Annotated in this window: 10 protein-coding genes and 1 pseudogene; 10 read left to right on the forward strand and 1 reads right to left on the reverse strand. The window is 46.2% G+C overall.

The window, feature by feature from the left end:
- Positions 1–21 precede the first annotated feature (21 nt).
- From OCY70_RS21915 to OCY70_RS21935, 5 genes are all read left to right on the forward strand, one after another.
- Positions 22–714, forward strand: a complete 693-nt coding sequence (locus tag OCY70_RS21915; protein WP_261945197.1) for a bifunctional 2-keto-4-hydroxyglutarate aldolase/2-keto-3-deoxy-6-phosphogluconate aldolase — start codon at positions 22–24, stop codon at positions 712–714.
- Positions 715–831: 117 nt separating this feature from the next.
- Entirely contained in the window at positions 832–1,662 is an 831-nt protein-coding gene (gene kduI / locus OCY70_RS21920) for a 5-dehydro-4-deoxy-D-glucuronate isomerase (RefSeq protein ID WP_213430647.1), read from the forward strand.
- A gap of 39 nt (positions 1,663–1,701) precedes the next feature.
- Positions 1,702–2,508, forward strand: coding sequence for a gluconate 5-dehydrogenase (locus OCY70_RS21925; RefSeq protein WP_213430643.1), 807 nt, complete (start codon positions 1,702–1,704; stop codon positions 2,506–2,508).
- A gap of 119 nt (positions 2,509–2,627) precedes the next feature.
- A complete protein-coding gene (locus OCY70_RS21930) occupies positions 2,628–4,445 on the forward strand; it encodes a DUF2264 domain-containing protein (protein WP_249725545.1) in 1,818 nt (605 codons plus the stop codon).
- Positions 4,446–4,570: 125 nt separating this feature from the next.
- Complete coding sequence (locus OCY70_RS21935) at positions 4,571–5,758, forward strand: glycoside hydrolase family 88 protein (protein ID WP_261945169.1); 1,188 nt, start codon at positions 4,571–4,573, stop codon at positions 5,756–5,758.
- A gap of 308 nt (positions 5,759–6,066) precedes the next feature.
- On the opposite strand, the pseudogene OCY70_RS21940 reads toward OCY70_RS21935, so the two are convergent.
- Positions 6,067–7,226: pseudogene (locus tag OCY70_RS21940) on the reverse strand (IS110 family transposase).
- 255 nt (positions 7,227–7,481) lie between these two features.
- Here OCY70_RS21940 and OCY70_RS21945 point away from each other — a divergent pair.
- Genes OCY70_RS21945 through OCY70_RS21965 form a run of 5 tightly spaced genes read left to right on the forward strand, consistent with a single transcriptional unit; the run spans position 7,482 to position 11,556 of the window.
- On the forward strand, positions 7,482–8,180 hold the full coding sequence (locus OCY70_RS21945) for a cache domain-containing protein (protein WP_213428235.1): 699 nt from the start codon (positions 7,482–7,484) through the stop codon (positions 8,178–8,180).
- A 43-nt stretch (positions 8,181–8,223) separates the two neighbouring features.
- Positions 8,224–9,153, forward strand: coding sequence for a sensor histidine kinase (locus tag OCY70_RS21950; RefSeq protein WP_213428234.1), 930 nt, complete (start codon positions 8,224–8,226; stop codon positions 9,151–9,153).
- Positions 9,143–10,720: a response regulator transcription factor gene (locus OCY70_RS21955; RefSeq protein WP_249725082.1), complete on the forward strand. Its 1,578-nt coding sequence runs from the start codon at positions 9,143–9,145 to the stop codon at positions 10,718–10,720. Before OCY70_RS21950 ends, OCY70_RS21955 begins: the two co-directional genes overlap by 11 nt.
- A gap of 39 nt (positions 10,721–10,759) precedes the next feature.
- Entirely contained in the window at positions 10,760–11,281 is a 522-nt protein-coding gene (locus tag OCY70_RS21960) for a hypothetical protein (protein WP_261945170.1), read from the forward strand.
- Positions 11,278–11,556, forward strand: a complete 279-nt coding sequence (locus OCY70_RS21965; RefSeq protein ID WP_261945171.1) for a hypothetical protein — start codon at positions 11,278–11,280, stop codon at positions 11,554–11,556. Before OCY70_RS21960 ends, OCY70_RS21965 begins: the two co-directional genes overlap by 4 nt.
- The last annotated feature ends 8 nt before the right edge of the window (positions 11,557–11,564 follow it).

The following is an 11,564-nucleotide window of genomic DNA, read 5'->3' on the forward strand; positions in this document are numbered from 1 at the left end:
GAGATGGGTGAGGAGAACGATATGAAGAAAATGCAGCTTATTCAGAAGATTGTGCAGGAAGGTGTCGTTGCAGTACTTCGCGGAGAAGCGGCAGAAGAAGTTGTTGCCATGGCCGAGGAAGCGATACGCGGCGGAATGAAAGTGATAGAGATTACGATGACCGTTCCGTTGGAGTTGAAAGCGATTGAGAAACTAGCTCAAAAATATAAATGGAATTCATCGGATGAATCTGCTTATGCCATTATTGGCGCAGGGACCGTGCTGGATGCTGAAACGGCACGCGCGGCGATTCTCAGCGGCGCCCAATTCGTAGTGTCCCCTTTCCTTAGCGCGGAGACAGTAACCTTGTGTAACAGATACCGCGTACCGGTTATGCCAGGAACAATGACCATCAAGGAAATTAATGAAGCGCTTGAGCTTGGAGCCGATATCGTCAAGCTGTTCCCAGGCAACCTGTATGAGCCATCTGTAATCAAGGCGATCAAAGGCCCATTGCCGCAGGCTAACATTATGCCAACCGGCGGTGTGTCGTTGGATAACCTTGGTGAATGGATAAAAGCCGGAGCGGTAGCGGTAGGGATCGGCTCCGATTTGACGAATGAAGCCGTAAAGAACAAAGATTTATCTTTGATTCGGAAGAAAGCTGCCGCTTATGTAAATGCCTATCGTCAGGCAAAAAAGTCAAAATTGTTCACGATCGAGCAAAATAATTAGCTTACTATTGATGGTTGCATTCACTATGATGGTTGTAGATTCAATATTGAATGATGGTCTTGTTCATGGTGATGATTCCAAGTCTATGAAATCGGGAGGACTAGAAAAATGCAAACTATGGAGACGCGCTACGCGTATGCGCCGCAATCGATCGCACGCATGACAACGGAAGAATTGCGCAAGGAGTTTTTAGTGGAGCAGGTGTTTGTTCCCGGTGAAATTCGCTTGACTTACTCGCATAATGACCGTTTGATTTTTGGTGGCGTAACACCTGCGAAAGAGCCGTTGGAGATAAAGCTTAGTAAAGATTTAGGTGTTGAGTATTTTCTGGAGCGTCGTGAACTAGGTGTAATTAATATCGGTGGTCCTGGGTTTATTACAATTGATGGTGTACGTGAATCGATGAACAATCAGGATGGCTATTATATCGGAAAAGAGACGAAAGAAGTGCTGTTTGCTAGTGCGGATGCCAGTAATCCAGCGAAATTTTATATTGCTTCCAGTCCGGCTCATCACAAATATCCGAATGTACGTATTGCCATTGATAACATTAAGCCAATGGAGACAGGTGCTGATAACACACTGAATAAGCGCAAAATTTATCAGTACATTCATCCGAATGTGTGTCAGTCATGTCAGTTGCAAATGGGCTACACGCACCTGGAAGAAGGCAGCGCTTGGAATACGATGCCATGCCACACGCATGAGCGGCGCATGGAAGCGTATGTATATTTCGATTTGGAAGGTGACAACAAGGTATTTCATTTCATGGGCAAACCGGATGAGACGAAGCATCTCGTTGTCGGCAATGAACAAGCGATTATCAGTCCAAGCTGGTCCATTCACACCGGCGTTGGCACTAGCAACTATACGTTTATTTGGGCAATGTGCGGCGAGAATATCACGTACACCGATATGGATATGGTGGCTATGGACGATCTCAAGTAGATATAGGAATAGATATGGTATAGGGAGGGGAGCAGTAAGATGTCACAATTTTCGGTAGATCGTTTCCGTCTTGATGGCAAGGTAGCTCTCGTTACTGGTGCGGTGTACGGGATCGGATTTGAATTGGCATGCGCTATGGCGCGTGCGGGTGCAAAAGTTGTATTTAATGATCGCAAGCCAGAAGGCGTAGAGCGCGGTATAGCTGCTTATAAGGAACAGGGAATTGAGGCACGCGGATATGTATGCGACGTGACCGACGAGCCCGGCGTACAGGCGATGGTGCAGCAGATTGAAGCGGAAGTTGGAGTCATTGATATTCTAGTCAATAATGCTGGCATTATTAAGCGGATTCCAATGACAGAAATGAGTGCGGAGGAGTTCCGTGAAGTGATTGATATTGACTTGAACGGACCATTTATTGTCTCCAAAGCGGTTATTCCAGGGATGATGAACAAAGGTGGCGGAAAAATTATTAATATTTGCTCGATGATGAGCGAATTAGGGCGGGAGACCGTGTCTGCTTATGCTGCTGCCAAAGGCGGTCTAAAGATGCTAACCCGCAATATCGCTTCTGAATATGGCAAATATAACATCCAATGCAATGGTATCGGCCCTGGATACATTGCTACGCCGCAAACAGCGCCGTTGCGTGAACGTCAAGCTGATGGCAGCCGTCATCCTTTTGATTCGTTTATTCTTGCCAAGACACCTGCAGAGCGTTGGGGCGAAACGGAGGATTTAGCAGGTCCTGCGGTATTTTTGGCTTCACCAGCCAGTGACTTTGTCAATGGGCACATTTTATATGTTGACGGCGGAATTCTTGCCTATATTGGCAAGCAGCCTTAATTTCGAATAGCAAGACCCAAATAGAGACTAACAGGAGCATGTAGCTGTTAGTCTTTTGTGCTAGGGGAGCAATGAGGTTTGTTGTGCTGTGAAACGAAATAGAGGGAGGGAGAATAATCGTGATTGAGGAAATACGCAGAATTCAGTGGAATCATCGTGACGAGATAGCGGCAGCACTACTGACGTTAGTGCAGCCGCTAAGGCCGCGGTTAGCGGAACAGCCTGGACACTTGGCATTAGGAACCCACGGCACGATCTATACCGCAAGCCGCCGAGATGCCGAAGGATTTTTAAGAATATTGTGGGGATTAGGACCTTTTCTCGTCCATTATGATGATGAGCAGCTTCGGCTGCAATGGATGCAAGGACTTGCGGCGGGCTGCAACCCGCACAGCGAGCATTATTATGGCAAGACGATGGACGGAGATCAACTGCTGGTCGAGATGGCATCTATCGCTGCTACACTGCTGCTTGCACCGCACAAAACTTGGGATGTTCTATCCGAGACGGACCAGCAGCATGTGGCAGACTGGTTATGGCAAATTAATGAACGCCGTTTGGCACCGAATAACTGGCACTTCTTTCGCATCTTAGTAAATGTGGCACTGAAACGGCTAGGCAAGACTTATTCTCGGGAGATGATTGAGGAAGATTTTGCCCTGATTGAATCGTGCTATGTCGGCGATGGCTGGTATTTTGACGGCGTGGATCAGCAGTTTGATTATTACATCCCCTGGGCGTTTCATTACTATAGCTTAATCTACGTTACGTTTATGGCGGATGAAGACCCGGAGCGGGCAGCCAGGTTGAAGGAGCGGGCTATTCTTTTTGCGCGCAGCTATCAGTATTGGTTCGATAGCAAGGGAGAGGCGGTTCCTTTCGGTCGCAGTCTAGCGTACCGCTTTGCCCAAGCAAGCTTCTGGAGCGCGCTTGTGCTGGCCGATGTTGAAGCGCTGCCATGGGGCGTCATTAAAGGTTTGTATGCGCGCAATATGCGAAGCTGGATGAACCATAATATTTTTACGGCAGATGGCGTGCTAAGCGTAGGCTATCATTATCAGAACTTGGTGATGGGCGAGGGCTATAACGGAGCGGGTTCCCCCTATTGGGCGTTCAAAAGCTTCTTATTGCTTGCGGTTCCTGATGACCATCCATATTGGCAGGCAGAGGAAGTAGAGCAAAAGGTAGCGCCGGGCCGATTGTCGCTGCCGAGCATGAAGGCGATGATTGAGCATACGCATCATTCGCAGCATGTGCTTATGTATCCGGTAGGTCAATTTATTGGCTATCAGAACCATGCTTGCGCCAAGTACTCTAAATTTGCCTACTCGACTGTGTTTGGCTTTAGTGTGCCGCGCAGTAATTATTACTACTACGAAGGTGCGTTTGACAGTGTACTTGCTGTTAGCGAGGATGGCGTGCATTATCGGGATAAGCCGTTGGATACGAGCTATGAGCTGCATGAAGATCGGCTTGTACATAACTGGCAGCCGCAAGCGGGAGTAAAGATTCGCAGTACGATTGTCCCTTGCGGCGACAGCCATGTACGCATTCACGAGTTGGAAACTAGCCGCGCCTTAATTGCTTATGATGCCGGTTTCTCAGCCCCGTTCGCCACGGTTAGCAGCGACGGCACAGCCGTAGTCGAGACAAGCTTGGCGAGTTACAATTCGCCTGCTGGTACCACCATCGCCAAGGCGGTTACAGGATTCACGCAAGCGGAGATGATTCGCACAGAGCCTAACACCAATCTCTTCTTTGAGCGGACATTGATGCCTGCACTGCGTGCTGAACTTCAGCCAGGCACCCATGTATTAGTAAGTGTGATGGCAGGGGTTCCGGCTGGTTGCGTGTCGCAGTTGCCTGAGGTGAAGTCGACAGAAGATCGCGTGATTGTGCACGATAACGAGCAAACGATAACGGTGAACCTTAAATAGAAGGAAAGCGAATCAAATGAAAAAAGTAAAAATTGTTCACATATCAACAAAATAAGCGTTTACATTACGTGAGATGTATCCGCTATCATATAGTTAGCGTTGAGTTATTCTGAGAGAGGACTGAAATGCAGATGTCTACAGAGGGAATGCAAACAACGGTAATGCAAGCAAATCAACTTTACACCCAAGCAATTGAGGACATTCTAGCAAAAACCCTAATCAATATTGATAGGTTTGGAACTCAGTTTCCGCATGTTAGCCTGAATGGGAAATATCAACTGAATGATAACAACGACTGGACCAATGGCTTCTGGTCGGGAATATTGTGGCTATGCTATGAGTATTCGCAAGATGAACGCTATCGGCAGGCAGCAGAAGCTACGGTGGCTAGCTTTCGTCAGCGGTTAGAGCAAAAAGTTGTATTGGATCATCATGATATTGGATTCCTGTATAGCTTATCCGCCAAAGCGCAGTGGATCATTACAGGCGATGATCGTGCTCGTGAGCTGGCATTAGCTGCAGCAGACCATCTCCTAACACGTTGGCGAAACACGAGCGATGGCAGCGGCTATATTCAAGCTTGGGGAGCGCAAGATAACGAGCAAGAAGCGGGTAGAATCATTATCGATTGCTTGCTTAATTTGCCATTGTTGTATTGGGCAAGCGAGCAAACTGGTGATTCGAAGTACCGAGAAATTGCAGAAATCCAAGCAGCGAAAACGCGGCGCTATATCGTTAGAGGTGATGATAGCTCGTATCATACTTTCTTTTTTGATGCCAAGACGGGTGTTCCAATCGGCGGGGACACTCATCAAGGCTATAGCAACGGTTCGACGTGGACGCGGGGGCAAGCTTGGGGCGTATATGGCTTTGCACTCTCCTACCGTTATACGGGAAATGCGGCATTTTTGGAGACTTCTAAGCGTATGGCGCGCTACTTCCTGGAGCATTTGCCTGAGGACAGTGTTGCTTATTGGGATGTCAATGCGCCTGTAACTGCCGATACGTACCGCGATAGTTCAGCTTCTGCGATTGTAGCTGCCGGACTGGCGGAGCTTCTCTCCCATATGGATGAGGCTGACCCCAATCGTCATTATTTCGAGAAGAAGCTGGCCACCAGTATGGAGTCGCTGATTACCAACTATGCTACGATTGGTGACGATGCAGCGGAAGGTTTGCTTAAACATGGCTCGTACTATGTCCATGGCGGTTTGTCCCCTGACGATTATATGATTTGGGGCGATTATTACTACCTGGAAGCGCTAATGCGTCTTGTACGCGGTATCCCTGGCTATTGGTATGAGCGTAAATAGAAATAGATGATAAAGCCGATGAATTGGCCTGAACAGGAATAGACATTATGCAGGCAGGGAAGTGACGTTAACCTCATGTTCCATTTAACTTACTATAAACGAATGTTACTTTCCTTCATGCTATTTATTATCGTTCCGATGGTTGCTGTATCTATGCATTCTTTTTTCTGTGAAAATCCAAACGCACTCATGAACGATTATCGTCTTTAAAAAGCAGCAATTTTCTGAGAAATGACCATAAGATGCCCGGTCCACCTTCTTTGAAGGGGCCTTGTTTAAAATCGCTATGTTTCGTCAATGCTGTAAGGTTAGTTGATCTGCATGAGTGGTGCTTGTGGTCCACCTTCGATGTAAATTTGTTTGTTCTTCAGCATGTGGTAAGCAATGATAAGTATCTTACGTGAAATGGCAATGCAAGCTTTTTTCTTTCCTCGTCGTGAAGCAATCTTCCAGAACTTTGTTGCCAAGACCGTGTTTCGTGAGCGAGCGATTGCCCAAGACGCTTCGCATAGTGTCACTTTTGCATGAGGATTGCCTTTTACGCTTTTTGTACTTTTTTTTTGCCTGCACTCTCGTGGTTGCCGGGTGCTACGCCAGCCCAAGAGGCAAGGTGATCTGCGGATGGAAATTGCTCCATATCGGCCCCGATTTCTGCAAGGAGTGCTGCAGCTGTTCGTTCGCTAACACCTGGAATGGTCTGAAGCAGTTCGTACTCCGTCCGATAGGGCTCCAAGTGATCGTTAATTTCGGCTTCCAACCGAGCAATGGACTTCTCTAAGTATTCGATATGCTCCCAACAATCTTTAATCAATCGAATTTGATGCGGGGTCATCGTGCCAAAAAGAGAGTCAGTAACTTCACTTTTTTTGTTCTTGATCGAACCCTTGACGCTCGCTTCAACATCTTCCGCGTCAACGTAACCTTTTTCGATTAAGCGTTGCAACAAACTGCGCCCGGATACACCGAATACGTCTGAGATGACACTGCCTAGCTTGACGTTACCTGCTTCAAGATACTTCTGGATTCGGTTTTTCTCCGCTGTTAGGGAGCCGATTCGTTTTTTTCGAAGTCGGCAGAGGTCCCGTAGCTCCCTTAAGTCCTCGGATGGCACAAAGCTGGGCTCAATTAGACCGACTCGAAGCAGCTTCGCGATCCATTCGGCATCACAAACATCCGTCTTGCGGCCAGGAACATTCTTAATGCGCTGCGCATTCGCCAGTACGACGGTGAAGTAGCCTTCAAGGATGTTGTAGACAGGTTTCCAATAGATTCCCGTGCTCTCCATTGCGATGTGTGTAACGCCTTGGGACTCCAGGTACTTAAGCAGTTCGAAAAGATGTTTGGTCATCGTTCCAAAGGTTCGGATCTCGCTGTGTGCCTCCCCCGCAGCATCTGTGGTCATCACACAAACGACGATTGTCTCTTGGTGAACGTCCATTCCAGCACAGCGTTCAAGCAATACTTCCATCTTGGCTTCCCTCCATAACTGAAATACATGACGGCGGATGAATTCGAGCTTGAGCATTTTTCTGTTCGCGGTTCTCTGATTGGGCATACAGAGCCAGCACAGGTTTGTACACAGAACTCATCCTCAACAGTTTATTTGTCGGGGTTACACCACCATTAAAAAGAACGTGTTTCGCGTCATGTAGTAGCAGTATGGGAAATAGGTCCGACCACTAAACCCTCGCTATTTTCATGCTAGGTTTGCGAACGAGAGTTCATGAATGTTTATTTAATTAAGGAATCGATGCTGGATAAGTTGCATGCAACGAACGAAAACATGTTGAACGTCATCGGTGCAGAATTTAGCAAAACGATCGATGATGCTACGTTTGCCTCCCATTATATTGTAAACGATACAGGCTTCAAAACTAGCTTGCGTCAATTCGCGGATGTGAAGCAGTTAAATAGTTTTGCTGATTATGAGAATTTTTCAGAAATCAAAGCTGTATTTTCGCTTATCAATTCGAAAACGTTGAATCGGCAGACGCACATGTACTTAATTAACCGCCAGCAGTTTATTATCCCTTCAGGAGATGATGAACCGGCTAAATTATTGCCGCATGTACCTGAATTGTATAGCAAAATTAATTTCCAACAGCCAGAACGGCTGCAGTGGTTAGGACTGCTCGAAGACGAAGGAGAGAGTAAATATTATATAGCTCGTGTCATCTATGATCATGCCAGTAAAGAGTATATGGCCGTGCTGCTGATTGGAATTGAGCAGTCTTATTTCGAAAATGCATTAAAATCGGTCAAGTCATGGGACGTTGCTCTCTTGGATGATCATGGTGACCGGATTGCTGGCTCCGCACAATTGCTTGCATCCGCTACACATAAGACGGACGATCGTATGCGTTCGGAAGTCGTGCTGAGCAAAAACGGATGGAAGCTTGTGTATGAGATGAGACACGTTTAGAGGTATCCTTTCAAGGACACTTTATATCGGTTTTGCTGAGGTCATGCTTTTTGTCGTTATATTCTCTTTGTTTGCCCTGCTGATCTCTAAACGATTGCATCGTCCGATTGAGCAATTACAGCAGGTGGCAAGACAATTTGGCAACGGCAAGCTGGATGTCAGGCTGCAAGTGAAGGGAAAGGATGAGCTGGCCGCGGTTAGCAAGACGATTAACTTGATGCTGGATCGGCTGCAACAGACCATTCATGAGATGGAACGGCAACAGGAGCAGAGACGAGTGATGGAGCTGGAGGCGCTGTTCATGCAAATTCGTCCCCACTTTCTGTTGAATACACTGAACTCAATCAAGTGCAGCTTAATGCTGCAGGATGATCGACGGCATAGCGGCATGATTGACTCTTTAATGAGCTTGCTGCGTGCCTATATGAAATTCAATGAACTGGCAACACTGCAAGAAGAATGTGAGTTAATGGCTCACTACATTGATATTATGCAAATGCGCAGTGATATTCCCATCCAACTGCAAGTCGATGTAGAGCCACAATTACAGTTGCTTAAGTTTCCAAAGTTATTACTACAACCGATCGTTGAAAATGCAATTATACATGGCTTTGTCGACACTGACGCAGGTATAGACGGCAATGATACTAGGCGCCAGCAATCTCAAATTTGGATCTCCGTCCATCATGACGCGGATACAATCGTCATTGAGGTTGCCGACAACGGAGCAGGTATGGATGAGTCCCTGTTGCATCGGCTGAATGAAAATGTGTTACGTTGCAGTGATGAACCCGATCCTGGTTATAAGCGGGTCGGATTGGTTAATGTTGCTCAACGCTTGCAACTATCTTTCGGCTCAGAGGCTACGCTTTCTTTTGCTCATAATAAGTATGGGGGTATAACGGCACGGATGCAGATTCCAGCGACATCAAGCGGGGTGACAACAAGTGATATACACAGTGATGCTTATTGATGATGATGTGCCAATGCTCAAATTATTGCAGCAAATGATTGATTGGGAACAATTACAGATGAAAGTTGTAGCTGCCACCTATTCCAGCGTAAAAGCTGTACACCTGTTTCAGAAGACCGTTCCAGATATTGTGATAACAGATATTGGCTTGCCGCAGACGAATGGAATTGAGCTAGCAGAACAGTTTCGCCAAATCAAACCCGAGGTGCGCGTCATTTTCTTAACCTGTCATGAAGACTTCAACTACGCGAGACAGGCGCTAAAGCTTCATGCTGACGATTATTTAATTAAAGATCAGTTAACGGCAGAGCAGTTGCAACAAAGCTTGTCTAAGTCGCTATGCTTACTGAAAAAGCAATCATCGTCTGTAAGTGTACAACCTTCAAGCTACAATCGACAATTATTCAAACAAGGTTTATTACAGAGTGTGCTTGATCGAACGAATGTTGACGAGATCCTTAAATATGCTGCCGGCATTGGAATAAGGTGGAACTGTCCTTGGTGTATGCTCAGTCTTGTGCATGTACAATATGCTGGCTACGATGAACATTACTCACAGCAATCGTTATCGTTAATTTGCTATGCCATCTACAATATTGCGGAAGAGCTGGCACGCAAGTATGAAGGGATCACGCCATTTTTGCAGCAACAGCATCTTGTCATTGTGTATAACTATCACGATAATTTAGCCGATAACAACGTGCTGCACTTCAACAGCTATTTGCAAAAATTGAAAGCGCGAGTTGCACAATATATGAAATTACGGCTGGTAAGCGTCACGGTTAGTGATAAGATGCAGCTAAAGCAACTGGGTACGTGTTATCACTCCTTATTACGCCATAAATATGAGTTTTATGCTGAGGAGTCGATGCTGATTGATCGGCAGCAGGCGATGAGACCAACATGGCTGCCATTGCCTGCAGGGGAGTTGGACAACTATAAAGATGAACTGAAGCGGGCACTAGCTATTCATGATATTGATGGTATACGACGTATTATTGGGGATATGAAGCATCATTTTCAAGCGAGAATGATTGAACCTGCTTCATTCATGCATGAGCTGCAAGTTTGCTTACGCGAGCTGACGATTGCAGCTTCGGTCAGACTCGATGAAGCGATCTACTATTATATGGAGCAGTCACGCACCCTTGATGATGTGCTTGCATTAGTGGAACGTCCATTAACAGCGATGGCTATGCCTAGTGATAAACAGGGGAAACAAGGGCGAGGCAAACTAGCTAGCAGCTATGAACCTAAGTTACAGCAAATTCAACATTATATCGAAGAAAATTTAGCCGATAGCATTACTTCCATTGATATCGCGCGCCATCTGTTTTTGAATCCAAGTTACTTCTCACGCTATTTCAAACGCTTGACTGGCAGCAACTTCACTGATTATGTACATCAGTTTAAAATGAACATTGCTTCGCAAATGTTGAAAACATCCGGGCATACGCTGGAACAGATAGCACTGGCACTAGGTTACTCAGACCGTACCTATTTCTCTAAAGTGTTCAAGAAGTATATGGGCGTAACGCCGAGTGAGTATAAGAATGAATGTTCGTAAATCTTTCAACAAATATATGAGGAAAGAGATGATCATCTGATGACATTACAAACGCAGCTCACGATTGAAATTCGCGATGTGAATGGCACCGTATTGGCAACTGCTTCTGATCAAGGACAAGCCCAGCTTGTATATCATCAACCCTATCAAGAGGGTGACCACATTGTTGTGAAGAGCGGGCATCCCAATCAATATTTAATGTTGCAGCTTGATGATACGATGCCGGCAACGTTCGTATATTTAGCGACAACGTGCTATCGGCTTGTCATTCCATTTGGAGAGAAGAAAATTTCCTATAATCCGAAATCATACAGTGGTGATATCCATGCGCTTAGCGTGCGTCTAGCGACTGCAGCGGAAATCTCCAGCTACAAAAATGTAGCTCTTAATCCGTTCGACCAACATGAGAATGACAGTTGTTATCCGCATGCGATTGCGAATGTGGAAACACGCGGCGATTTGCTGCTCGCAATGCCATTAATGGCAATTGCTTTAATGCTGGTCACGGGGCATGGCCATTTGAGTCGTGGGGCATTAACCAACAAGATGACGCTGAAATGAGCGTGCAATTTGGGCGCACTGTAGAAATTGACTGCATCGCTCTTACGTTGCGAGCAGACTTTCCTCACGATAACTATTGGGAGCAAGCAACCGTCTGCTTCTCTAATGGTGATTGTGAGACGCTTCATCTGACGAAAACGAATGCAAAGCAGGTAATTAAGCTGACGCCGCGTCAGGTAGAGTCACTGACATTAAAGAACTTAATCAAGTCCGCTGACCCTTCACCGTTCCCTGCACTGACGCAAATTGAAGTTTATGGCTATGAAGTAAAGTGAGCGAAGAA

Source organism: Paenibacillus melissococcoides, assembly GCA_944800085.1.
GTDB classification, from domain to species: Bacteria; Bacillota; Bacilli; order Paenibacillales; family Paenibacillaceae; genus Paenibacillus_B; species Paenibacillus_B melissococcoides.

Bases quoted from the DNA above. Each gene is read 5' to 3' on its own strand.
- OCY70_RS21965 (WP_261945171.1), top strand. From the start codon at position 11,278: ATGAGCGTGCAATTTGGGCGCACTGTAGAAATTGACTGCATCGCTCTT.
- OCY70_RS21960 (WP_261945170.1), top strand. From the start codon at position 10,760: ATGACATTACAAACGCAGCTCACGATTGAAATTCGCGATGTGAATGGC.
- OCY70_RS21955 (WP_249725082.1), top strand. From the start codon at position 9,143: ATGCTTATTGATGATGATGTGCCAATGCTCAAATTATTGCAGCAAATG.
- kduI (WP_213430647.1), top strand. From the start codon at position 832: ATGGAGACGCGCTACGCGTATGCGCCGCAATCGATCGCACGCATGACA.
- OCY70_RS21915 (WP_261945197.1), top strand. From the start codon at position 22: ATGAAGAAAATGCAGCTTATTCAGAAGATTGTGCAGGAAGGTGTCGTT.
- OCY70_RS21950 (WP_213428234.1), top strand. From the start codon at position 8,224: ATGCTTTTTGTCGTTATATTCTCTTTGTTTGCCCTGCTGATCTCTAAA.
- OCY70_RS21935 (WP_261945169.1), top strand. From the start codon at position 4,571: ATGCAGATGTCTACAGAGGGAATGCAAACAACGGTAATGCAAGCAAAT.
- OCY70_RS21945 (WP_213428235.1), top strand. From the start codon at position 7,482: ATGAATGTTTATTTAATTAAGGAATCGATGCTGGATAAGTTGCATGCA.
- OCY70_RS21925 (WP_213430643.1), top strand. From the start codon at position 1,702: ATGTCACAATTTTCGGTAGATCGTTTCCGTCTTGATGGCAAGGTAGCT.